Genomic DNA, 22,967 nt, shown 5'->3' on the forward strand with positions numbered 1-22,967 from the left:
CGGCAAGTGACCCTCGAACAAGGAGTTCCGATGTTCAGCCCCACCTCCCCCCGCTCCCGTTTCCTCGCCTACGGGCTCGCCGTGATGATCGCCGCAAGCGCCGCCGCCGCGCCGGTCGCCGCCTCGGCCTCGACAAAGGCGTCGGCGTCGGCCGGTTTCGACGGCGACGTGCAGAAGGCGCTCGACGGGCTGATCGGCGATGAGTTCCCCGGCGCGCTCGCCTCGGTGCGCGACCGCGAAGGGCGCGTCACCGGCTACACCGCGGGCGTCGGGAACCTGCAGACCCGGGAGGAGGTGCCGGTCGACGGCCGGGTGCGCATCGCCAGCAACACCAAGACGTTCGTCGCCACCGTCGTCCTGCAGCTCGTCGGCGAGGGCAAGATCAAGCTGGACGGGCCGATCGAGACGTACCTGCCCGGGATGATCCGCGGCAAGGCAGGCGACGGACGTAAGATCACCGTCCGCCAGCTTCTCCAGCACACCAGCGGCCTGCCCAACTACACCCGCTACATGGACCAGGACATCTCCAAGACCCGGAACCGCTATGTCGAGGCGAGGGACCTGGTCGACGTGGCCCTGAAGCACAAGGCGTCGTTCAAGCCGGGCAAGGGCTGGGAGTACAGCAACACCGGCTACACCCTGCTCGGCCTGATCGTGCAGAAGGTCACCGGTCGGCCGATCGCCGAAGAGGTCACCAAGCGGGTCATCGACCGCGCCGGGTTGCGTGACACGTACTGGCCGGCCGCCGGTGAGCGGGGCATCCAGGGCCCGCACCCCCGCGGTTACCTGGCGGGCAAGTCCAAGGGTAAGTTCACCGACATCACCACGTTGGACCCCTCCTGGGGCGGTGCGGCCGGCCAGCTCATCGGCACCCCGAAAGACCTCAACACCTTCTTCCTCGCCCTCCTGGACGGCAAGCTGCTCAAGCCCGCGCAGCTGACGGAGATGAAGAAGACGATGAAGGCACCCGGGTTCCCCGAGGGCTGGCAGTACGGGCTCGGCGTGGTCAGCATGAAGATGAGCTGCGGCGTCATCGGCTGGGGCCACGGCGGTGACATCGACGGCTACGAGACCCGCGTCGCCGCCACCACCGACGGCCGGGCGGCCTCGGTCGCGGTGACCGCCCTGCCCAGCAGCGAGGCCGGAGCGATGAACGTGATCAAGGCCGTCGACACCGCCCTGTGCGGGTAACGGACGGCCGCCCCCTCGCCTCCGCGCCGTCCTGACGGCACGCGGAGGCGTCGCCGTTCCGGTGACACGGGACGCGGAGGCGCCGGTGACACGGAGGACCACGGGGGCGCTCGTCCGGACGTCAGCCGCGCTCGTAGGGGATCTTCTCGCCCGCCTCGATCGCGACCGGCAGCCGGTTCTCCTCCGGCGGCAGCGGGCAGGTGGCGAGGTCGGTGTAGGCGCACGGCAGGTTCGTGGCCCGGTTGAAGTCCACGGTCACCTGGTTGTCGGCATCGGGCACCCCGAGCTGCAGGACGCGGTTGGCGGCGTAGGTGGTCACGCCGGAGGTCGCATCGGTGAACAGGGCGATCAAGCTGCCCGGCGCGTGGCCGTTGAACACCGTCAGGCTCAGCGTCTGCCCGTCGAGTTCGAACTCGACCCGCCCTGGCGCGTCGTAGACGTGCCTCAGCCCTTCCACCGCCGCCCCGACGTCCGTCGGCCGGGGCTCGTCGAACGGCAGGTAGCGGCCGACGACCAACCATCGCGGGTCCGGAGGGAACACCGGAGTGCCGGCGAACGCGACACGCAGCGGGTGGTCCGGGTGTCTGGGCCGGACGATGTCATGCCCGCCCCGCTTGGCCACCTCGATCACCGTTTCACCCCAGACGGCATTGATCGAACCGCGTTCGGGGATGTGGCCGAACACGTACCGGCCACGCACAGGCGTGCCGTCCACGACCAGTTCCTCCGCGTCGCCGAGGGTCACCACGACGCCCTCGCCGCCGGTCGACCACTCCCCTGGGGCATCCGGCAGGCGCTGTGGTTCAGACGTCAGCCAGTGCAGGTTCGTGACGGCGAGGAACCCGTGGGGATCGGCCAGCGCTCTCTCGTGCCGGTGGTGCCAGTCCTGCCATTCCTGGACGTACGCCGCCACGTCGATCACTTTGGCTGCCATGGCTGCTCCTCAAGATGCGCGAGATTTTTCATACTATTCCTACCTTTTAGATTGGTTTATGTCCAGCATTGATATTCGGACGACCAGAACACACTCAACCATCAGGTCCATCCCCTCACGAGGCGACCACTGGACACTCGGGCCTCCGCGCCGTCCTGACGACACGCGGAGGCGTCACCGTTCCGGTAAGTGGTGGCCTGTGACCGAAGGAGATACCACTGGGATCAGAATCCCTCGGTGGTTACCACGGGGCCGCCTGTCAGGTAGTTGATCAGCGCGGTGCGAGTGGTGGACACGAATGCCTGGGGTATCCGGTCTGCCGGGTGCCAGGCGACGCGCGCGTGTTTGCGAGGTTCGGCGTTGACCGGGGTACCGCTCCAGGTGTCGGTGACGAAGACAACGGTGACGAAGCCGTTCGGTGCCTCGACACCCCAGGAGCAGTGGATGAGACCGGCTACTCGGAGGTCGGCGGGGTCTACGACCAGTCCGGTCTCCTCCTTCAGTTCGCGGACCGCGGTTTGGGTGATCACTTCGCCCTTGCTCGCCTTGCCAACAGGAAGGTCCCAGTGGTTGGGGGCGAACTTCGCTCTGGCCGCTCGCTGTATGAGGAGGACTCGTTGCCGCGTCTGGTCGTGGACGATGACGGCGGCGACGAGGAGGGTGTGTGCTTCGAGCGCGGGGGGCAGGGCAGTGCCGGGCGTGGGCATGGACACGATCCTTTCACGCGGCGGTGGCCGCGTGCCGGATGCGCTGTTCCAGCAAGGCCGCGCCGGGAACGCCTCTGCGCTTGTATACGGCGAGGGTCGGTCGGATGCTCGCCAGGGCGGTTCTGCTCCGGCTTGACGCCATTCCTTCGGCGAGGTCGAGTGCCTGGCTCCAGGCTCCGATCGCCTCGTCGGCTCTTACCTGAGCGGCAAGGCAGTCCCCGAGATCCATGTGGGTGAGCAGGTGGACGCGTGGAAAAGCGACGGGGTCCCAGGATGTGAAGGCCGCCCGGTGCCGGGCCTCGGTGCCCACATGGTCGCCGATTTCGGTGAGCGTCCTGGCGGTATGGGAGTCGACGGTGCCGGAGGCGGGTCCCGTGAGGAGCGAGTATGAAGGCTGTGGGTCGCCTGGTCGGGAGAGGGCGTCCTCGGCCGCGAGAAGCGCTCTCGCTGCTCCGGCCTTCTCACCGAGAGTGGCGTGGGAACGGGCGTGCGTGATGTGCAGAAGCGCTTCGGTGGCACCGTCACAGCGACCTTCAGCGCGTTTGAGGGCGGCTTCGATGAGGTCCCGGCTGTGCTTATGTTCCTTCAGGCTGAGCGCTTGGTGGGCGATCGCGCGCATCATCCAGGCGGCGTGGGCACCCGGGTCGGCCTCGACGGCGAGTTGGAAGCCGGTGAGGTAGTACCGCTGGGCCGCGCCTTCATGCCCGAGGTCGTGATGCTTCCAGCCAAGCAGCCAGGCGAGCTCGGCAGTGGCACCGAACGCGTCGCGACGTGTCGCTTCGTCGGCGAAGCGGCCGGACAGCATGGGGGCGACGGTATCGGCCAGGTAGGCGGCAACGGTAGTGAGGCCGTGGCCCCCGCCGAGGCGCTCATCGGCCGCGCCGAACGCTTTTGTGATCTGCCGGACGACGGCCACTTCTCTGGCACCGACTCGCGCGCTGCCGGTCCGTGCCCGCAGGAGTCTGCTCACCGCCTCTGAGTCGTAGCCGAGAGGCAGACTCACCCGGTCCGTGATGTAGACAGCGGTGGCGAGGAAGCTTCTGTTCTCGATATCGGCCCGGCTGAGCATGGTCGCGGTTTCGACGGGGTGTGCGCCTTCCAGCACCGGCGACTCGTCGGCCTGGAAACCGAGCTGCAGCTTCGTCACCGGACGTCCGGCGCGGCGCGAGAGGGCCTCGACGAGGTAGCCGACAGTTCGTTCATTCGGTTCAACGCCCGCAACCCAATGCGCGATGGCGGACTTGTTCGTCCGCAGAACTTCCCCGTTCTCCGCAGCGACTCGCACAACGGCGCGCGCCACGCCCTCGTAGCTCAAGCCCGAAGCCACGATCATCCCCCGCAGCAGGTCGTTGGGGGAACGCTGGCCGGAGTACCTCGCCATCGGAACTCCCTACGGATAAACCGATTAAACGTTCTGCGACGCCATTGACCATAGCCGCCCCGAGCCCGGAGGGCCACTCTTAGTAGGAACCCGAACACGGAGCGCGAAAAACCCTCTCCCCTACGGTCCCGCACGGGTGCCGCTGCCTGTCCTCTCGAACGGAGAACGAAGTGTCCACTGCCATTCACAACAAGATCAGCATCGAGCTGCCCGAGGTGTTCGATCCCCGCTGGAGCCGTATCCCCGGCATCACCGTGGACGGCCACCGCGTCACCCTCGACCCCGAGGAGTATTTCTTCAAGTTCACCAACCACACCTGGCTCGTCATCCCCTGGCAGCAGGTGCGGCGCGACATGCTCGACGCTCACGAGACCCCGGACACCTCGTTGGAGCAGCTCGCGCTGGACTACATCCGCGCCAACGCCACGCCTACCAGCGACGCAGCGACCGTCCTGCAGATCGGGTGGGAGGTGTACCGGTACATATTCCGCGCCGAGCATCTGGCTGATCTCGGTATGCCGGAGATCACCGAGGAGCATCTGATGATGCTCCGGCAGGCGGGCACGTTCATGGCGCTCAACAAGGTCGAGCTGACCGGCGAGATCTCCAACATCGGGCCTGCCTGGTTCTTCAACTCCACCACCCGCGCGGTGTTCGACCTCACCGACGCCGAGGGTGACCTGCTGGACGAGGTCTACCACGGCGGTTGGTTCAACGAGACCCGCCGTCTGGAGCTCGTGCGCGCCCACACCGCTCTCGGCGGCCGTCTCGTCCACGGATGCCAGTCCGTCCCGAACCAGACCGGCGGCGCGGTCGTCCCTTACGGCGCTCCGCTGGAGAAGTTCCGCAGCGAGCTGGCCACGATGAAGGACAGCTGGATCGCGGCCGTCGAAGCCTGCCGCATCCCGACCACCGATCGATAAGGAAGGTCCAAGACCTTGGACACCATCGAGGTGAACGCTCTGCTCGCCCGGCTGCTGGACAACCTCGGGCAAGGGCCAGCCGAACGCGAGGAGATCCGCGTCTGGGCACGTTCGGGCGTGGAACGCCTTCACCTGGCTGACGGAACCTCGGTGGTGTTCAAGTACGCCGAAGGCCCCTTCGCCGCTGAAGACCGCGCCTTGGCGGTTGCCGAGGCGGGCGGGTTGCGGGTCCCGGCCCGCCTGGCGGTCGACCGAGCACCTGGATTGCTCGGAATGCTGCTGACCGACCTCGGCACGGCCGGTCGGCAGGCAACCGACGCCGAAGGTGCCGCTCTGGCTGTTCGCGTTCATGCCATCTGCGACACCAAAGACTTGCCGACCGTGGACGGGATGTGCCTGGCCGCGATGCCCGAGCAGATCCGTGCGCGCCTCTCTCACCTCGACGGCCCCAGACGTGACCTCGGCGCACTCACCGAGACCGCTCGCGGCCTGGCGAAGGTCGCCGATGCCCGCTCCGTCGGAACCGATCTTCCGCCGTTCGGGCTGTGCCACTCCGAATGGCATCCGACCTCCGTGCATCTCACGGAGACCGAGACGCACCTCCTGGACTTCGCGCGGGCGTTCCACGGTCCCGGGCTGCTCGACCTGGCGTCCTGGCACGGCACAATCGATGCTCCCGACACCGGCAAGCTCAACGAGCTCATCACCTCCTACGTCGCCGCCGACGGCCCCGAGGAAGCGGCGGCCTCAAGAGGCGGGTTGAGTTCCGCCCGCTGGGCGCTCGGCTGGCACCGGGTCTGGGTGGCCGACTGGTTCACCCACCAGCTCACGATCGGGTGGGCCGAAGGAGCCGAAGACGCATGGATCTCCGCGATCTCCCGCCACCTCACCGAAGCCGCACTTCTCCTACGAGCCTGACCGTCCGCGACCGGTTCGAGTGGACCCGAGCCGCAGGAATCGGCCCTCCACCCACGGTCTTCGGCGATCTGGCAGGCAGGCGGGTCGTCGAACTCGGCTGCGGCAGCGGACACAACCTCGCCCACCTCGCCATCCATCACCACGCCGAGGGGGTCGGCATCGACCACGACCCTCTCAAAATCCAGCGTGCCCGGACCCTCTACGCAGGTCTTCCCCGTCTCGCCTTCATCCGGACAGACGCAGCCGCCTACCTCCGATCCCGCCCACCCGAGTCCATCGACCTCTGCCTCTCGATCTTCGGCGCCTTCTCGTTCGTCGAACGCGCCGACCTACGCCCGCTCCTGACCGCGGCCGCCTGCGCCCTTCGCCACGGCGGACGACTCGCTCTCACCCTGCGCGCGACCGACACCACGGACCTGGTCCTCATCTACACCAGGAGTTGACCAATGCACCTTCTGTGCGACATCGACGGCGTCCACATCCCCTTCCCCGGCCCCGCTGGAGAGATTCCCAACGGCTTCCGCACTCACCACGTCACCCCCACCGGCTACAGCGAGCCCGTCGCGATCTGGCTCAACCCCGCCACCGGCCGCCTCGTCCTCGACCTGACCACCCGCTACGCCCTTACCCCCGTGTGGTGCACCAGTTGGCGTGCAGACGCTGCACCCCTCGTCGGCAGCCTTCTCGGCCTGCCGACCTGGGACCACATCGACCTGCCTCGCCTCCCGCTCACCACCAGCCACCCCAACGGTTACCTCTGGAAACGCGACACCATCACCCGGCTCTTCAATGACCAGCCACTCGTCTGGATCGACGACGACTTCACACCCGCCGATCAGACCTGGGCCGGCGACCGCACCGCGACCGGAGTCCTCACGATCCTGATCCAGCCGAACCCCTACCTCGGGCTGACAGTTGCTGACCTCGAAGCGACCGGTCTTAACAAGATCGCAGAATGGCGTTCGCACGCACGCGCCGGAAAGTGCGTTCACTATGGGGAATCCATGCCTGATGGCCCAGCCGACGTAGAGCCGCTGACATGACACCCCTCCTTCCGTTCATGACCCGCTGGCACGCCTCCGGTCCCCCGCAGGACCTGCGGACCGCATCACCGGTCAGCCGCGACCAGGAACTCGCCGGAGTGCGGCGTCCGTGTCGGAAGGCTGTGTGACATGCCCGAACGCCTCAAACACGTGGGGAGGCGGAGCCGTGTACTGAACTTGACCTTGATGGGCGAGTTGGTACCCGATACCGCCACGTACCGCGCGTTTGATCACCGGCCGCCAACCGGCGGCCGGAACACCCATCCTGGAAGTAGATCAGCGATGCACCGAGGAAAGTGGGGCTATGCCAGCCCCGAGGAATGGCTCCGAGTGCCGGGGCCAATGGTGTGGCGACGCACCTTCCCCGGCACCCGTCAGCAGGTGTCCGAGGCCCGCCACTTTGTCGAAGGGCTCTTCGCCGGAACCCCGCGTAGCGACGATGCGGGGACGATCGCGGCGGAGTTGTGCAACAACGCCGTACTCCACACCGTCTCCGGACATGACGACGGCTGGTTCGGCGTCGAAGTCGTCCTGGACGACCTCGCGTACCTGGCCGTCACCGATCTCGGCGGAGCCGGACGCCCCCTCCTCACCTCCTCGGCGGGCGGGAAGCTCGTGGAGGGCGGGTTCGGGATCCTTCTCGTAGAGGCACTCGCTCTGACCATCGGCGTCCATGGAAGCCCGCAGCTCGGCCACACCGTGTGGGCCGACATCGACCTCACCCTCAAAACCGAGACCGCGCAGGAGGACCTGGTGGTCGCTATCGCCTAGGGGAGGCCCAGCCTGTTCATACCAGGCTGGCCCTCCTTCACCGAAGGATAAGGCCAACGCTTCACCCACCGAACCCCGTCCGCCGCACTCCCGCTGTAACGCAGGAGAACGGCGGGCGGGGCTTGTCATCTCTGCAGCCGTTCCTTCTGGTCCGAAGCAAAACGGCGGCGTGATCACCGCGTGCGGCGCTGACAGGGCCGGTGGCGGCATGTGACACCCCTGGAGGGAAGCTCACCCATCGGTGTCACGGTTGCACGCTGGGACGGTTGCCGCTTCAGCGAAACATGTCCTCTAGGCGTTCGGCGAACTGGATAGCCTCATCCCAGCCCTGGCGGACAAACGTTTCAAGTAGCGTTCTCACCGCGGTCATACACTTTGGACTGCTGACAATCAACTCGCGGTGATCAGCGAAGTAGCGTTGTATAAGCTGAAGCACCGCGCTAAGAGCCAATGGTTCTCGCGCATAGTTGGCGTCACCTCCGGCCGCTCGGACTGCCCCCAGGAGCGCCCGCTCGGGTGCATGAATGCTGATGTGATCTAGCGTTTGAATAATATGATGAGTAACTTTGGGGTGGCGCACGAGACTGTAGCCCTCCAGTAGCGGAAAAGCATGTTCGGCGAATGCTTTCTGTATCGATGTGGCCCGTTCTCCCTGAGTTTTATCACCATTGGTTGCGCCACTCGCGAAATAGATGTTCTGAACGACGCCATCGGCGACCTTCGCTGCATTCGTCGCTCGCTCTGTATTTGGCGTGACTGCCGCATTCTCGTCGGCCCACGCCTCTCCAACTGCTGGCAGGGGGAGCTTGAGCAAGGCAAAAGCCCGCTGTTGCGATACCGAGGAGTTCGTATCCTCTGTATTTAGGAAGCGCCGTAGCCAACTCGGCACCCGCTCCGCTCGGCGAGGATTTTCCAACGGAGAGGATAGCCAAGCCTGCAGCGTACCGTGGGCATAAGGGGTCCCATATTGAGTGGCCATAATAACGAGCAGATTTACGACCAACCCAGCGTAGCCTTCATCGCTGAGCTTTGCGTCACCGGTCGAGCCTGTCGCGAGAATTTCCCATTGAGGCTTGGTGGCGATACGCCGGAGAATCTCATCAACTTCGAGGGGGAGATCATGGCGATACCCGCTGAGCAGTGAAATCAGAATCGCCTGCACCTGCGAATCCATTTCGGAGCAGAGTCGTGCCTCGAGATCCTCAAGTGCCGCCCTCTCCTCAAAAAGGAATGGAATTGCCTCCGCACTGAGCATCCTGTAGAGCGCATTGGGCGAGTTAAGGAAGGGGGTTACAGCTTCCGATAGCTCGTTCTGATGCTCAGCTAGCCATTCGGGTCTCCCCGCGAGAGTGGTGATGCCCTCAACGGCCTCTACGGTGATCGTGGCGCTCCAAACGCGCCACCCAGGTTCGACTTCATCATGTTGTGGAGGACTTGCCGCAGATGGCAGCGCTGCTTGGAGAACAGCCAGGACATCGCACCCCAAAGGCTGCCCGGGCCGAGCGAGCACACTATGCGCAAGTTGCCGGGCTCCTTGAACCAGTAGGAAACGGTCTTCTTCTGTGGCTGTCTGAGATGCGTCAGTCTGGAGCTGCCGTCGCAGAGCCGCCCAACTTTCGGCAAGCTTCTCGTATCCCATCCGACGGATATCGAGGTCATGGTCGCTCGCTCTCTGGAGCGCTTCAGCAACATCGGCAGAAGAACCCCCACTTACGCCACCGTCGTCAGCGTTGTCATCCTGCGGCTCCTCTGCCATCCAGAACAGGGAGTCGTCCGCAGGGTCACTGTCCTCACGACCACGATGGAGCCGCTGGTCATCTCGGTCGCCGCTGGCGAGCTCCTCAAGGTGCTGGAGCGCTTCAGGTTCGCTGATCTTCCTACGATCGAGTGGGCCTAGGAGCGCATCGCGTTGGCGGCGCTGCCATTCCTGCCTGCGGGGGTCGTCGACCTCACCGGCTTCTGGGCTCGTGGCGCTGAGAATCGCTGCCTCGATCCGGCGGTGAATCGCAATGTCAAGTTCTGGCGATAGGCGTGCGGCTACGAGCCCAGCTGCACCCCGCGTCTGGCCTCGTTCGAAGATGCCGGCTTCCAGCGTCGGAACAAGTAGGTGCGCGAGAGCCGGGGACTCGGCATTGGCCGCCTGCATCAGGAGACGCTGCCAGACCTCGCCGTGCGACAAGGTGGAGATCAAGAGCTGAACAATCTGGCGAAGCTCCTGCTGGTCGGCGCTTCCGTTTTGTTCAGCGTTGGTCAACCCTGAGCTCACATGCTCAGCCTTCGCCTGAATCTCAACGATGACGGCGTCGACAGCCTTCTCCAGCTCGGAGTGCCCTCCCGCGTAGCGCAGAGTATCGCCATAGCGAATGCGCGGCCTTCGGCCAGTGTCAGTGCTGCGGTCGTACTGGAACATCCGCGGCACTTCCGCAATCCGTATTAGCAGCCGAACGGCAGCCTCAAGATCGGCAGATGCAATCTTGGGAAGATTCTCGCAAACACTCCAGCGGAGATGATTCAGATCTTGCTGAAGATTGCTGGTGAGTCCAAGAATCCGACTATCCGTAAAGCTGGTAACCTGCTGGCGATCTTCCTCATACTCCCAGGGCGCTGCCGCGATCTCAACAGCAATTTCTGCATTTCTCTTGGCGATATCCGGCAGGCACTGGATGAGCACTCTGGCCATCTCGAAACCCCAGGCTCGCAGCACTTCATGCGAAAGTACGACGCGTGCGATCGGCTCACAAGCAGTTCCATCGAGGGGGATCGCGCGAGCGAGAGGCCACGATAGCATCTTCCCAATTCGTGCTCGGGCAGGATCGTTGACATCCTCCAAGGCAACAGCCATGCAGTCAACAACAACCTGCACCCAATTATCTCTTGCTTCTATGTTAGGCAGGGATATCCCGGAGCCAGCCGCACGTCTGAGCAGCTGAGCCGCGTCCAGCGCAAGGGAGACGTCATCAGTAGCGCGAGCCGCACGCGCAAGGTCTTCAACAAATGGCGAGAATGCCCCAAATGGACTGGGCTGCAAATCTGAGTTGGCTATCGCGGCCGCGATCAAGAAAGCCATGCGGCAAGCGTTGGAGCTCGAGTTTTCGCGGGCTCCAACGGCAGGGGTGCGGCGCAAGCATGCCTCCGCAAGGGAAGCCAAGTCATCAGGTGAAAGAAGCTCGCGGCTACATACGGTGGCCGCTGCAGCGGCGGCTAGGTGATGCCCTGATGTCTCCGCATTGAGCCTGAGGGCGAGCCGCCAGAATTCATGCCTTGTCGGGTCATTTCGCCAAGCGATAGCCAGCCGGTATTCCATGCTGGGCCGCAGGAGTAGGGCCAGGTTGGGCTCGGCGTCCAACTCCTCTGCAAGACTCTCTGCGTGGGAGGTCTCGCCGAGCGCCAACATGCTGGCCGCAAAGTCGAAAAGCACCGGATGGCCGAAAGCGATCGGCGGCTGCGGCTGGCCGATTGCCCGCGGCAAGTCACGGAGAACGCCATCGCTCACCAAACCCTGCAAAGCAGCGGCGTCGACGTCAGGCAGATGAGCGACCTGCTGTCGGCGATCAGCGATCATCTGGGCAACGACCTGTGTGAGTGCCGAAGCCCGTTCCCACGGATTCGTACCACCTTCGACTACCCGAACCCGCCAGTACTGGTCGAGCAAGTCAAGCCGGTTGCGAATGCTGCCGTGCTCGCGGAGGGCGCCATCAGCCAGCAGTTGCGAGGCGATGTCCAAGTTGAACGGATTGCTCAAGAGCTGCTGCAACCTGCTTCCGGCAGCTCGGAGGAGGTCGGCAAGCGCGGGGCTCTCTTGCAGAAGGCTCTCTAGCTCCCCTGGTAGCAGGTCCTCGACCAGAAAGTGGCGGACGCTCTGAAGTGAGGAATCAAAATGAGCAGAGGCGACGGGCGCGCCGCGGAACATCGCGCGCCATTTACGGCCGTTGCGCAGGTCAAAACGCCTGACAGTGGCAACGATCTCCCAGCGGCTGCCTGCAAGCTGCTGGGCTAGCGTTGGTAGCCACTGAGAGGCATTCTCCCCACGGGTCTGGTCCAGGCCATCCAGCATTAATCTGCCGGGACGAGTGCCCGGCCAGCCCAGCAAGATGTCCTTGATGTCGTGCTCGAGGTTCAGCTCCAGACGGGTCTGGCCAGCGGACGCTCGCAGCTGCTCAGCGCTCAGGAGGACGACGTCGTTTCCCTGATCGACCAGATAAGTGGCCAACTGACATAGCAGTGCCGTCTTGCCTGTACCAGGCTCACCTGTCAGCGCGAAGCTGCCCTCCACAGCGTGCAGGATTGGCCCAACTTCTCGCTCAAGCGTCAGGTCTCCTTCGGGAGCCGTGAGAGTGAGCGCGCTGCCGAGCACTGCGATGTTGTTTCTGGTGGTCTGCCGTAGGTGAGCGATGTCTCTCCGCAACCGGGTTACTGGCCTGAGACGGAAGCGTCGTTCTTCAAGCTCGGCCACTAGCGAGTCACGGTCAATCCATCTTTGGCTTTCCCCGAGTTCGTGGCCGATGGCGACCAGCGCCTCCCAGAGGTCACGCGCCTGGTCCTGGTCGACCAGCATGTCGTTGAGCATCACCTGAACCGTTTGGTATTCGAGGCCATCGTCGCGCAGGTTTAAGGCTCGAACGACGAGAGGGCTGAGGAGCCGCCGTAGGGCGGCGTCATCGGCTGGCCCGCCTTTGCGTTCCTCCCACAGCCGCCGCAGATGGGCGAGAAGCACGCCGAGGGCATCGCGCTCGGGTTTGTTGGTAGCGGCTTCCTCCAAGGGAACCGCCTCAGGATGGGTACGCAGGCGATCTGTCACTCTAGCTAGGTAATCCCTGACGGTTACCGGCGCCTGCTCGTCACCAAGCAGCAGCACCCGGTCGATATTCCAGTCAAGGGACCGCAGCAAGTGCTGGTTCGGAGGTGAGCTAGGAACCTCGTCGATCACGGCGTCCACAAGTTGCCGAAGTGCTTCAGCCAGCGCGCCGTCTTCAGCACTGGCGAGCTGAAGCCTCTTCTTTGCCTGGACCGTCAGCCAGCCGCCCGCATCTGTGACGGCGCCGACGTCGTCAACGGGCCGGGCGGTCTGGCTGCCAACACCGACTACGCGGTGGCCGGAGGCCCAGCCAGGCAGTCGGTCCTCAGTCAGTAGGTGCGCCGCGAACCAGGCCAAGCAACGATCCTCATGACCGACACCCCCCGAGGTTCCGGCCCCACCCGTCGATGACCGCTTCACTGCTTCATGCCTCCCGCTTCATCTGCCCTATTTTTGCGAAATCAGGTCGGCGGCGGAGGCGAGACGCGCAAGTAGGGACGAAGATCGGCCACGGACTGTGGCCGTAGCCGCCATGAGCTTCCCCCCGGAGACAGGGTGTCTTATGTCGACCGTCCGAAGCTTCTGCTTGCCGAAAGTAAGGCCCATGGAGATGGGCGATCAGGGGGTCGCTAAAGCCCGATGGTGATCATGGCTGTTGTGGCGAGGCAGGGTGATCGTTTTTGCTGGGACGGCGGCGTTCAAGCCAGCATGGAGCCAACATCGGGAGGCAAACCCTGACGAATAGGACGCTCAAAACCCGAACAGCGCGTCCCCTGTGATCAAGGGACGCGCTGTTCAGATGTATTGTGCGCCGCCAGGGACTCGAACCCCGGACCCGCTGATTAAGAGTCAGCTGCTCTAACCAACTGAGCTAGCGGCGCTTGAAGCCCTTGAACAATAGCGCACATCGGGCGTGGCCTCGAAATCGTGACGGTCGCCGACCGAGGGCGGACAGCGGCCGGCAATGATCACCGGTTAAGCTAGAACAACATTCGGTCCTGTCCTGGGAGCACACATGTGGTTCGCCTCACCGAGCGACGCCGGAGAGCGGCTCGACGCCGTCGACTACCTCCCCGACGACTCCATCTCGACCTCGGTCTTCCTGGCGGGCGCGCTCGGCAAACCGCTGCTCACCGAAGGGCCCGCGGGGGTGGGCAAGACCCAGCTGGCCAAGGCCGTGGCGGCGACGACCGGCGCCCGGCTCGTCAGGCTGCAGTGCTACGAAGGGCTGGACGAGGCCAGAGCGCTGTACGAGTGGAACTACAAGAAGCAACTGCTGCGCATCCAGGCCGGCCAGGGCGAGGACTGGGACGCCACGCATGACGACATCTTCACCGAGGAGTTCCTGCTGGAGCGGCCGCTGCTCGCGGCGATCCGCTCACAGACGCCGACGGTCCTGCTGATCGACGAGATCGACAAGGCCGACGTCGAGGTGGAGGGGCTGCTGCTGGAGATCCTGTCCGACTACCAGGTGACGATCCCCGAACTCGGCACGATCGCCGCCGTACGGAAGCCGTACGTGGTGCTGACCTCGAACGCGACCCGCGAGCTCTCCGAGGCGCTGAAGCGGCGCTGCCTCTATCTGCACCTGGAGTATCCGACGCCGGAACGCGAGCGCGACATCGTGCTCGCCCAGGTGCCCGCGATCGAGGCGAGCCTCGCCGAGCAACTCGCCCGCACGGTCGCCACCCTGCGCGCCCTGGAGCTGAAGAAGTCGCCCTCGATCGCCGAGACGATCGACTGGGCCAACACCCTGCTCGCGCTGGGCAGGACCGAGTTGGACGAGGCGGCGATCGGGGCGACCCTTGGCGTCGTCCTCAAGCACGCCTCCGACCAGACACGCGCCCGCAAGGAACTCGCCCTGTGAAGGGCAACGGCGTGGGCGGCGCTCTTCGCAAGGCGGGGGGCCGGGGGTGAGCCTGCTCGACCGGCATGTGGGGTTCGTGCACGCGCTGCGCGAGGCCGGGCTGCCGGTGTCGCCGGCCGAGGGGCTGGACGCGGCCAGGGCGCTGGAGGTGATCGACCTGACCGAACGGGAGTCGCTGCGGGCCGCGTACGCCACCACGCTGGTCAAGCGGCCCTCGCACCGGCCGGGCTTCGACACGCTGTTCGACCTGTGGTTCCCCGCCTCGACGACCGGCCTGCGCGCGCCGCGCGAGTCCGAGCCCGGCCTGCCGGACCCGCAGAGCGCCGAGGTTCCCGAGCTGCGCGACCGGCTCGCCGAGCTGCTGCTGGGCGCCGAGGGCATGAACGAGTTCGCGCGGGCGATGGTGGAGCGTTTCGGCCGCCAGCCCGCCGGTCCCGGCAGGCAGAACTGGTTCTCCTACCCGGTGATGCGGGCGCTCTCCCCCGAGACGCTCATGGCGCGGCTGCTCGCCGAGGTCCTCGCGGGCCGGGAACGCGGCGGGCTCGCCGAGAAGGTGGCCCGGCAGCGGATCGGCGAGAACACCAGGCGCTTCGAGGAGGCCGTCTCAGGGGAGGTGCGCCGCCGGATCGCCGAGGACTCCGGGATCGAGCGGATCGCCCGCGCCTCCGTACGCCCGCCGCTTGAGCGGCTCGACTTCCTGCGGATCACCAAGGCCGACCTGGTGAGGCTCCGCCGGGAGGTGCACCCGCTCGCCCGCCGCCTCGCCGCCCGGCTCACGGTCAAGCACCGGCTGGGCCACCGTGGCCGCCTCGACTTCCGCAGGACCGTACGGGCCTCGCTGTCCAGCGGCGGGGTGCCGCTGACCACCTTCAACAGGCCGCGCCGGCCGCACAAGCCCGAGCTGGTCGTCCTCTGCGACACCAGCGACTCGGTCGCCTCCTTCGCGCACTTCACCCTGCTGCTCACCTACGCGCTGCGCGAGCAGTTCACCAAGGTGCGCGCGTTCGGGTTCGTGGACACCGTGGACGAGATCACCCGGTTCTTCGTGCCGGGTGCGGACGTGGTGGAGGCGATGACCCGGCTCACGAGGGAGGCCGACATGGTGCGGTTCGGCCGGACCGACTACGGCCACGCGCTGAAGATGTTCGCCGAGCGGTACGGCGACGCCATCGGGCCGAAGACGTCCCTGCTGATCCTGGGCGACGCCCGGTCCAACTATCAGCCGCCCGCGCTGGAGACGCTGCGGCGCCTGGCCGACGGCGCCCGGCACTGCTACTGGCTCAATCCGGAGCCGACCGCCCAGTGGGACAGCGGCGACTCGCTGGCGACGGCGTACGGCGGGATCGTGCCGATGTACGAGTGCCGGAACGTCGAGCAGCTCGCGGCCTTCATCGAAGATCTCGTCTGAAGAACGAACCGGCCGCGTTGAGGAACTCGTCCGAAGAGCGGGCCGGGCATGCTCAGCTCATGCGGCGCAGCACCCGGGCGGCGGTCCTGGCCAGGACCTCGACCTGGGCCTCGTCGAAATCGGCCCGGGGGCCCTGCAGGATCCAGCGCGAGACCAGGCGGGGCTTGAGAAGGGTGATCCCCTCCGCGGTGACCGACCGCCTGATCTCCCCGCCGTGTACGGCGATGAGGGGTTCGATGGTGACGGGGATGCCCGACTCGCGGGAGAGCACCTCGGCCAGCGACTCGGCGACCTCCACGAGCGCCTTCGCCACCTTCGTGCCGTACTTCTCGCCCAGGAACAACCGGTCGCCGTACCTGGCGATCTCGGTGTCGGGGTCCCACGCCTCGTTGTCCACCACCCAGACGCCACCGGGGCCGATGACGAGGTGGTCGACCGAGGCCTTTCCCGGTATCGCCCGGCCTTCGAGGATCTGGTAGCCCGCCCTGCGCAGCTTGCGGCGGAGCAGCCTGGCGGTGATGGTCTCGCCTCTGCGCTTGCCGCGCCAGACGGCGGTGGCGTCGTACTGCCTCCAGGTCCAGTACGTGTCCCCGCCCGCGACGAGCAGGCCGCCGAGCAGCCCGAGGATCACCGGGGGCAGGCCGAACCGGTAGGCGAGCGCGACGCCCACCACCAGGCCCGCCGCGGCCTTGACCGCGCGCACCTTCCTGCGGTGGACGACTTCCTTGATCCAGAACTGCTCGTACATGACCTGCGGCGACAGGCCGTGGACCTGGTCGACTGGCGTCACGTAGATAGATCCGCCCGGCATAGCGAACCCCCATGGCTGAAACGGTCGGCAAGGAGAAGGGTGGGGGGACCTGCCACGTTGAAGATCCTTAGACTATGAAATACCCAACCGGGGGCTCCAGCCATCCCTGGGCCGCGAAGGTGACGCAAGTAACACGTATTCGCCAGTCACCGGCGACGTAACCGACCAGTCGGTATGCTTTCCTGCACCACACCATGGGGGACGCATGACTCAGGACCAGGAGCCGGTACGACAACGCCTGCTCAGCGAGGCCACCCGCCTGTTCGCCGAGCAGGGCTTCGAGAGCACGTCGGTGCAGGAGGTCGTCTCGGCGGCCGGCGTCACCAAGGGCGCCATGTACCACTACTTCGACTCCAAGGACGACCTGCTCCACGAGATCTACGGGCGGGTGCTGCGCCTGCAGATGGAGCGCCTGACGCACTTCGCCGACAGCCCGGGACCGGTGTCCGAGCGCCTGTACTCCGCCGCCGCGGACGTCGTGACGACCACCGTGGACAACCTGGACGACTTCAAGATCTTTTTCCGCTCGATGCACCTGCTCGCGCCCGACACCAGCAAGGTCGTACGCGCCGAGCGGCGCCGCTATCACGAGCGCTTCCGCGACCTGGTCACCGAGGGACAGCGCGAGGGCACCTTCAGGAGCGACATCCCCGCGGACATCGTCGTCGACTTCTTCTTCGGCTCCGTCCACCACCTGGGCACCTGGTACAGCGCGGAGGGCGCGCTCTCCGGCCCCGAGCTGGGGGCGCACTTCGCCGACCTGCTCCTCACCTCGCTGCGCCCGGATCGGCAGACGCTCCCCGCCTGACCCCCGGTCAGACCGGCGCGGGCAGGTCCGCGAGAGCCGCCAGGGCGTTCCGGTGGGCACCGGGAGTGCCGAACGCGACCTCGGTGGACTTGGCGCGCTTGAGATAGAGGTGCAGGGGGTGCTCCCAGGTCATCCCGATCCCGCCGTGCAGCTGCACGCTCTCCTCGGCGACCCGCACCGCCACCTCCGAGCACCACGACGCGGCCACCGCCACCGCCAGCTCGCGATCCCGGACCGCCTCCTGCCCACCGGGCAGTCCCGAGTCCGTGGCGAGCAGGTCGGCCGCGTTCCTCGCGGCGGCGCGGGCGCGCACCACGTCCAGCCAGAGATCGGCCATCCGGTGCTTGATCGCCTGGAAGGAGCCCACCGGGCGGGCGAACTGCCGTCGCTCCTTGATGTAGGCGAGCGTCGTGCTCAGACACCACTCGGCGACCCCGAGCTGCTCTGAGGCGAGCAGTCCCGCGCCGAAGCTCAGCACCCTTCGCACGTCGAGCCGGCCGATCGCCTCACCGGCGGGAGTGTCGGAGAACGTGACGGTGGCGACCGGCCGCGTCAGGTCGAGCGACGGCACCACCTCGATCCGGACATCCGTCGCCTCCACCACGTGGAGCGCCGTACCGACGGGCACGAGCAGCACGTCCGCCACGTCCGCGCCCGCCACCGCCCTCACCTCGCCGTTCAGGATCCCCCCGTCCGTGACGGTGACGGTCTCCGGCAGCGGCCGGTACGGCGAAGCCGCCAGCGACACCGCGAGCGCCGCCGTCGTCTCCCCCGAGGCGAGCTCCTGGATCAGATCCTCCTCGCCGACCTGCAGCAGGGCCTTGGTCGCGAGCACCGAACCGGTGAGGAACGGCAGCGGAGCCACCGCCCGCCCCAGCTCCTCCAGCACCACCGCGACCTCCCGCGCCGACGCCCCCGCCCCGCCGTAGATCTCGGGCACGAGCAGGCCCGCGACCCCGATCTCCCGCGACAGCGTCTTCCACAGGTCCATGTCGTACGGCGCTCCGGACTCGACCCGCCTCAACACGGCGGCGGACCCGCAGCGGTCCGCGAGAAGATCCCGCACGGAGGCGCGCAGCTCCTCCTCGACCTCGGTGTACAGCAGTGTCATCAGTCGCTCACCACTCCTCATTCACTACGCGGCCCACTCCTACCTCGCGACCCACTCCGCTCACCGCGTCGAGCCCGTTCCCGTCATCGCGGAAGATCCTTCCAGGGCACGTCCTTGTCGACGCGGGGTTCCGAGGGGAGGCCGAGCACGCGCTCGGCGATGATGTTGCGCAGGATCTCCGAGGTGCCGCCCTCGATGGAGTTGCCCTTGGCGCGGAGGTAGCGGTATCCGGGCCCCCTGCCGAAGAAGTCGACGGTGTCGGAACGGCGGAAGGTCCAGTCGTCGTAGACCAGGCCCTCCTCGCCGCGCAGTTCCACGTCCAGCCCCGACAGGGCCTGGTTGAGGTCGGCGAAGGCGAGCTTCATGCCGGAGCCCTCGGGTCCCGGCTGCCCGGCGGAGAGCTGTTCGCGCAGGCGCGTCCCCGCCAGGCGCGTCACCTCCGCCTCCACCCACAGGCGCAGCAGCCGCTGGTGCAGGTCGTGGGTGCGCAGCTCGGGCCGGGAGCGCCAGGTCTCGGTGACCAGGCCGACCATGCCACCACCCCGCCGTACCGGCGCGCCGCCGATGGCGACCCGCTCGTTCATGAGCGTGGTCTGCGCGACCCGCCAGCCGTCGCCGACCTCTCCCAGCCGCAGGTCGTCACCGAGCCGTACGCCGGTGAGGAAGACCTCGTTGAACTCGGCCTCGCCGGTGATCTGCCGCAGCGGCCTCACCTCGACCCCGGGGGCGTGCATGTCGCACACGAAGTACGTGAGTCCCCGGTGCTTGGGCACGTCCACGTCGGTCCTGGCGACCAGGATCGCCCACCGGGCGTGGTGGGCGCCGGATGTCCACACCTTCTGCCCGTCCACCACCCACTCGTCGCCGTCCCTCACCGCGCGGGTGCCGAGCGTGGCCAGGTCGGAGCCGGCACCGGGCTCGCTGAAGAGCTGGCACCAGATCTCCTCGCCCGTCCACAGCGGGCGCAGGAACCGTACGCGCTGCTCGTCGGTGCCGAACGCCAGGATCGTGGGCGCCGCCATCCCCAGCCCGATCGTCTGCACCCCGAGATCGAGCTGCGGTGTCCCCTCCAGCTCGCGCTCCACCACGTTCTGCAGCTCGCGTGCGGCTCCGAGCCCTCCGAGCCCTTCGGGGAAGTGCACCCAGGCGAGTCCGGCGTCGAACCTGGCCCTCAGGAACTCCAGCCGATCCCCGCCGGGGTCGTGCCCGGCCAGGAAGGCGGCGGCGCGCTCCCTCACCGCCTTCTCGTCCAGCGCCACGAACGGCTCCCTTCGTCGATCTCCGTCGACCCGCGTCAATCTTCGCCGACTCGCGTCGGTTCGCGCACCCCACGCCCGGCCTTGGAACGCCTCGCACCGCCCGCCGACCCACGTCGGTTCGTGCTCTCCCCAGCTCGGAGACACCACCCACCGCTCCCTGACGTGCGGGACGGCCGACGGGCGACGCCGGTTACATGTGCTTCTTGAGCTCCCGGTAGGCGAGGGAGCGCTTGTGGACCTCGTCCGGCCCGTCGGCCAGCCTCAGCGAGCGCGCTCCGGCCCAGAGAGCGGCCAGCGGGAAGTCCTGGCTCACGCCTCCGGCGCCGTGGGCCTGGACGGCCTTGTCCAGGATCCACTCCACATCGCGCGGTGTGGCGATCTTGATGGCCTGGATCTCCGCGTGGGCGCCCCGGTTGCCTACGGTGTCCATCAGCCAGGCGGTCTTCAGCACGAGGAGGCGGAGCTGCTCGATCCTCACCCGTGACTCGGCGATCCAGTCCTGGACGACGCCCTGCTGGGCGATCGGCTTGCCGAACGTGCTCCGCGACAGGGTTCGGAGGCACATCATCTCGACGGCACGCTCGGCCATCCCGATGAGCCGCATGCAGTGGTGGATGCGGCCGGGTCCGAGGCGTGCCTGGGCGATCGCGAAGCCGCCGCCCTCCTCGCCGATCAGGTTGTCGACCGGCACCCTGGCGTCCTCGAACACGATCTCGGCGTGTCCGCCGTGATCGGAGTCGGAGTAGCCGAAGACGTGCATCCCGCGCTTGATGTGCATGCCGGGCGTGTCGCGCGGCATCAGGATCATCGACTGCTGCCGGTGCGAGGACGCCTCGGGGTCGGTCTTGCCCATCACGATGAAGATCGCGCACTTGGGGTTCATCGCGCCGGAGGCGAACCACTTGCGGCCGTTGACGACGTACTCGGAGCCGTCCCTCACGATCGACAGCGCGATGTTGGTGGCGTCGGAGGACGCGGTGTCGGGCTCGGTCATCGCGAACGCCGACCGGATCTCCCCGCGCAGCAGCGGCTCCAGCCACTCCTTGCGCTGCCACTCGTTGCCGAACATGGAGAGGACCTCCATGTTGCCGGTGTCGGGGGCGGCGCAGTTGGTCGCGGTGGGAGCGATCTTCGGCGAGCGGCCCATGATCTCGGCCAGCGGTGCATACTGCAGATTGGTCAGGCCCGCGCCGTGCTCACCCGGCAGGAAGAGGTTCCACAGGCCCCGCCTGCGCGCCTCCTCCTTGAGATCCTCCATCAGCGGCGGGCTGGCCCACCCGCTCTCGGCGGCCTGGACCTCGAATGCCTCCTCCGCCGGATACACACACTCGTCCATGAAACCGAGCAGCCGTTCCCGCAGCTCCTCGGTCTTGGCGTCGAACGCGAAATCCATGGGCCCTCCTCACAGTCTCCCGCGAGAGTACCGACCGGACGGTATGCCTGTCGACACACCCCCACCCTGAACCCATGAACCCCGTCTTCTTCGCCACCTCCGAGGAGGAGCAGACCCAGTACGCCGGAAAGGGGCGACGGTCTGCCCCCACCAGGCGGTGACCGGCTCCGCCCGCCGGTTTCTCAACCCCGGTCACGCCTCCATCGGCAGGTGAGCGTGATCTGCGGGGGGTGCGGCATAGCCGGGCAGACGCAGCACGAACCGTGCGCCACGGGGGCTGTCTTCGATGGTGAGGGTGCCGCCGTGGGTTTCGGCGATCTGCCGGGCGATCGACAAGCCGAGCCCCGTGCCGCCGATGTCCCGTCTGCGGGAGGCCTCCAGGCGGGCGAACCGCCGGAAGATGATCTCCCGCTGGTCGGGGGCGATGCCCTCGCCGTCGTCGCACACCTCCAGCGCCGCCGTGCCCGCCTCCAACGCCAGAGTTACCGTGATGGCGGAGTCGGCGTGGCGTTCGGCGTTGTCCAGCAGGTTGTTCAGCAACCGGGCCAGGCCGATCCGCTCTCCGTTGATCATCACGCCGGGGGTGAGGTGGCGGATCACCGCGACCCGGCGTGGCCGCCGGTCCAGCTCGGCCGCCACCAGGCCGGTCAGGTCGACGGGATCGCGCCGGCCGCTGATGCCCGCGTCCAGCCGGGCGATCTGCAACAGGTCGGTGACCAAGTCCTGAAGCCGTTCCACACTCTTCAGCAGCGCGTTCGCCGTTCGCGGCCAGTCGGTCTCCTGCGGGTACATGAGCGCCTCTTCGATCTGCACGCGCATGGCGGCCAGCGGGCTGCGCAGATCGTGGGAGGCGTCCGAGGCGAACCGTAGCTGCTGTTCGACCGCCGACTGGGCCCGGTCCAGGGTCTTGTTCGCGGTCTGGGCGAGGTCTCGCAGCTCGTCTTGGTACTTCGGTACCGGCACCCGGTGGCCGAGATCACTCGCGGTGATCTGGGCGAGCTTGCCGCTGATCGCGCCCACCGGCTCCAGGGTCTTGCTCACGGTCCGGTAGGTGCCCGCCGTGGTCGCCCCGACCAGCAAAAGCCAGCCGGCGGCGATCGAGATCAGTAGCCGAGGGCCCCCGTGCCAGGGGACATCGTCGACGGCCATGTTGAGCAGCCAGACACCGTCGGCCCTGTGCAGGGGGTAGGAGATCACGATCTTGCATTGGCCGGGGAACGCATGCAGGTCACACAACTGCGCAATCACATAAGAGTCGACATCGGGGCGAAGGTTGCTTATCGGCGGCTCACGCGCCTCGAAGCCCAGGGTGGCGGTGACCAGCGTGCCGGCCGGGTCGAACACTTGAATCGCCTCATTGCGCCTTTTCGTCGACGGGTGGGGAGATATGCCGCCGTGGCGTATCTGCCTGGCCATCTCCACAGCGTGGTTGGCGAGCCGTTGTGTCTGATCGTTGACAGAGGCTTCCCGTACCTCCAGTAGGGCGAACACCGCGACAATAGTGCAGAGCAGCGCCATGACGGCGCCGGCCATCACGGTCAAGCGGGTCCTGATGGAGCACCGATGCCACGTGCTCACCTTGATCCTCTCCTCACGGCCAGACGCACACCCCCTGTGACGACTCCTTACCGCTCCTGGGGAGACTCA

At 66.8% G+C, this 22,967-nt stretch carries 18 protein-coding genes and 1 tRNA gene; 9 read left to right on the forward strand and 10 right to left on the reverse strand.

The annotated features are described in order from the left end of the window. Window positions 1-30: 30 nt before the first annotated feature. Window positions 31-1,191 (forward strand): serine hydrolase domain-containing protein, encoded by a 1,161-nt coding sequence (locus tag ABZ664_RS21575; RefSeq protein WP_362512490.1) that lies wholly within the window; start codon window positions 31-33, stop codon window positions 1,189-1,191. Between the two features lie 121 nt (window positions 1,192-1,312). Here ABZ664_RS21575 and ABZ664_RS21580 read toward each other — a convergent pair whose 3' ends face one another. The 3 genes from ABZ664_RS21580 to ABZ664_RS21590 all read right to left on the reverse strand — a co-directional run bounded on the left by ABZ664_RS21580 (window position 1,313) and on the right by ABZ664_RS21590 (window position 4,213). Next, on the reverse strand, window positions 1,313-2,125 hold the full coding sequence (locus tag ABZ664_RS21580) for a DUF1684 domain-containing protein (RefSeq protein WP_362512492.1): 813 nt from the start codon (window positions 2,123-2,125) through the stop codon (window positions 1,313-1,315). Window positions 2,126-2,349: 224 nt separating this feature from the next. Continuing rightward, a complete protein-coding gene (locus ABZ664_RS21585; protein ID WP_362512495.1) occupies window positions 2,350-2,832 on the reverse strand; it encodes an NUDIX domain-containing protein in 483 nt (160 codons plus the stop codon). Between the two features lie 13 nt (window positions 2,833-2,845). Next, window positions 2,846-4,213: a tetratricopeptide repeat protein gene (locus tag ABZ664_RS21590; RefSeq protein ID WP_362512498.1), complete on the reverse strand. Its 1,368-nt coding sequence runs from the start codon at window positions 4,211-4,213 to the stop codon at window positions 2,846-2,848. A 170-nt stretch (window positions 4,214-4,383) separates the two neighbouring features. Between ABZ664_RS21590 and ABZ664_RS21595 the strand changes: the two genes are divergently transcribed. From ABZ664_RS21595 to ABZ664_RS21615, 5 genes are all read left to right on the forward strand, one after another. Beyond that, entirely contained in the window at window positions 4,384-5,136 is a 753-nt protein-coding gene (locus ABZ664_RS21595; protein WP_362512501.1) for a hypothetical protein, read from the forward strand. A gap of 15 nt (window positions 5,137-5,151) precedes the next feature. After that, window positions 5,152-6,054 (forward strand): hypothetical protein, encoded by a 903-nt coding sequence (locus ABZ664_RS21600; protein WP_362512504.1) that lies wholly within the window; start codon window positions 5,152-5,154, stop codon window positions 6,052-6,054. Next, the gene (locus tag ABZ664_RS21605) at window positions 5,997-6,497 is read left to right on the forward strand and encodes a class I SAM-dependent methyltransferase (RefSeq protein ID WP_362512507.1); all 501 of its coding nucleotides are present in this window, start codon (window positions 5,997-5,999) and stop codon (window positions 6,495-6,497) included. The genes ABZ664_RS21600 and ABZ664_RS21605 overlap by 58 nt, the downstream gene beginning before the upstream one ends. A gap of 3 nt (window positions 6,498-6,500) precedes the next feature. Further along, on the forward strand, window positions 6,501-7,097 hold the full coding sequence (locus ABZ664_RS21610; protein WP_362512510.1) for a hypothetical protein: 597 nt from the start codon (window positions 6,501-6,503) through the stop codon (window positions 7,095-7,097). A gap of 330 nt (window positions 7,098-7,427) precedes the next feature. Beyond that, complete coding sequence (locus ABZ664_RS21615) at window positions 7,428-7,868, forward strand: ATP-binding protein (RefSeq protein ID WP_362512513.1); 441 nt, start codon at window positions 7,428-7,430, stop codon at window positions 7,866-7,868. A 274-nt stretch (window positions 7,869-8,142) separates the two neighbouring features. Here ABZ664_RS21615 and ABZ664_RS21620 read toward each other — a convergent pair whose 3' ends face one another. Both ABZ664_RS21620 and ABZ664_RS21625 read right to left on the reverse strand, forming a co-directional pair. Further along, the gene (locus tag ABZ664_RS21620; protein ID WP_362512517.1) at window positions 8,143-13,020 is read right to left on the reverse strand and encodes a hypothetical protein; all 4,878 of its coding nucleotides are present in this window, start codon (window positions 13,018-13,020) and stop codon (window positions 8,143-8,145) included. A gap of 450 nt (window positions 13,021-13,470) precedes the next feature. Continuing rightward, window positions 13,471-13,544, reverse strand: a tRNA-Lys gene (locus tag ABZ664_RS21625). Window positions 13,545-13,678: 134 nt separating this feature from the next. Here ABZ664_RS21625 and ABZ664_RS21630 point away from each other — a divergent pair. Then, window positions 13,679-14,530: a MoxR family ATPase gene (locus tag ABZ664_RS21630; protein WP_362512520.1), complete on the forward strand. Its 852-nt coding sequence runs from the start codon at window positions 13,679-13,681 to the stop codon at window positions 14,528-14,530. 46 nt (window positions 14,531-14,576) lie between these two features. After that, window positions 14,577-15,938 (forward strand): VWA domain-containing protein, encoded by a 1,362-nt coding sequence (locus ABZ664_RS21635; protein WP_362512523.1) that lies wholly within the window; start codon window positions 14,577-14,579, stop codon window positions 15,936-15,938. A 52-nt stretch (window positions 15,939-15,990) separates the two neighbouring features. Here the strand turns inward: ABZ664_RS21635 and ABZ664_RS21640 are convergent, their stop codons facing one another. Further along, complete coding sequence (locus tag ABZ664_RS21640; RefSeq protein ID WP_362512526.1) at window positions 15,991-16,728, reverse strand: NERD domain-containing protein; 738 nt, start codon at window positions 16,726-16,728, stop codon at window positions 15,991-15,993. 226 nt (window positions 16,729-16,954) lie between these two features. On the opposite strand from ABZ664_RS21640, the gene ABZ664_RS21645 reads away from it, so the two are divergent. Beyond that, complete coding sequence (locus tag ABZ664_RS21645) at window positions 16,955-17,557, forward strand: TetR/AcrR family transcriptional regulator (protein ID WP_362512529.1); 603 nt, start codon at window positions 16,955-16,957, stop codon at window positions 17,555-17,557. Window positions 17,558-17,564: 7 nt separating this feature from the next. Here the strand turns inward: ABZ664_RS21645 and ABZ664_RS21650 are convergent, their stop codons facing one another. The 4 genes from ABZ664_RS21650 to ABZ664_RS21665 form a co-directional block, all read right to left on the reverse strand. Next, window positions 17,565-18,668 (reverse strand): acyl-CoA dehydrogenase family protein, encoded by a 1,104-nt coding sequence (locus tag ABZ664_RS21650; protein WP_362512532.1) that lies wholly within the window; start codon window positions 18,666-18,668, stop codon window positions 17,565-17,567. Window positions 18,669-18,751: 83 nt separating this feature from the next. Next, the gene (locus tag ABZ664_RS21655; protein WP_362513007.1) at window positions 18,752-19,921 is read right to left on the reverse strand and encodes an acyl-CoA dehydrogenase family protein; all 1,170 of its coding nucleotides are present in this window, start codon (window positions 19,919-19,921) and stop codon (window positions 18,752-18,754) included. A 196-nt stretch (window positions 19,922-20,117) separates the two neighbouring features. Next, window positions 20,118-21,320 carry an acyl-CoA dehydrogenase family protein gene (locus ABZ664_RS21660; protein WP_362512535.1) on the reverse strand — a complete coding sequence of 401 codons (1,203 nt, stop codon included), beginning with the start codon at window positions 21,318-21,320 and terminating at the stop codon, window positions 20,118-20,120. 192 nt (window positions 21,321-21,512) lie between these two features. Further along, the gene (locus tag ABZ664_RS21665) at window positions 21,513-22,898 is read right to left on the reverse strand and encodes a HAMP domain-containing sensor histidine kinase (RefSeq protein ID WP_362512539.1); all 1,386 of its coding nucleotides are present in this window, start codon (window positions 22,896-22,898) and stop codon (window positions 21,513-21,515) included. Window positions 22,899-22,967: the final 69 nt, after the last annotated feature.

The organism is Streptosporangium sp. NPDC006930, assembly GCF_040635605.1.
In the GTDB taxonomy this organism is placed as follows: domain Bacteria; phylum Actinomycetota; class Actinomycetes; order Streptosporangiales; family Streptosporangiaceae; genus Streptosporangium.

Excerpts from the sequence above, each read along its gene's own strand:
- ABZ664_RS21650 (WP_362512532.1), bottom strand. The coding sequence starts at position 18,668 with ATGACACTGCTGTACACCGAGGTCGAGGAGGAGCTGCGCGCCTCCGTG.
- ABZ664_RS21660 (WP_362512535.1), bottom strand. The coding sequence starts at position 21,320 with ATGGATTTCGCGTTCGACGCCAAGACCGAGGAGCTGCGGGAACGGCTG.
- ABZ664_RS21610 (WP_362512510.1), top strand. The coding sequence starts at position 6,501 with ATGCACCTTCTGTGCGACATCGACGGCGTCCACATCCCCTTCCCCGGC.
- ABZ664_RS21605 (WP_362512507.1), top strand. The coding sequence starts at position 5,997 with ATGGATCTCCGCGATCTCCCGCCACCTCACCGAAGCCGCACTTCTCCT.
- ABZ664_RS21585 (WP_362512495.1), bottom strand. The coding sequence starts at position 2,832 with ATGCCCACGCCCGGCACTGCCCTGCCCCCCGCGCTCGAAGCACACACC.
- ABZ664_RS21630 (WP_362512520.1), top strand. The coding sequence starts at position 13,679 with ATGTGGTTCGCCTCACCGAGCGACGCCGGAGAGCGGCTCGACGCCGTC.
- ABZ664_RS21580 (WP_362512492.1), bottom strand. The coding sequence starts at position 2,125 with ATGGCAGCCAAAGTGATCGACGTGGCGGCGTACGTCCAGGAATGGCAG.
- ABZ664_RS21645 (WP_362512529.1), top strand. The coding sequence starts at position 16,955 with ATGACTCAGGACCAGGAGCCGGTACGACAACGCCTGCTCAGCGAGGCC.
- ABZ664_RS21590 (WP_362512498.1), bottom strand. The coding sequence starts at position 4,213 with ATGGCGAGGTACTCCGGCCAGCGTTCCCCCAACGACCTGCTGCGGGGG.
- ABZ664_RS21575 (WP_362512490.1), top strand. The coding sequence starts at position 31 with ATGTTCAGCCCCACCTCCCCCCGCTCCCGTTTCCTCGCCTACGGGCTC.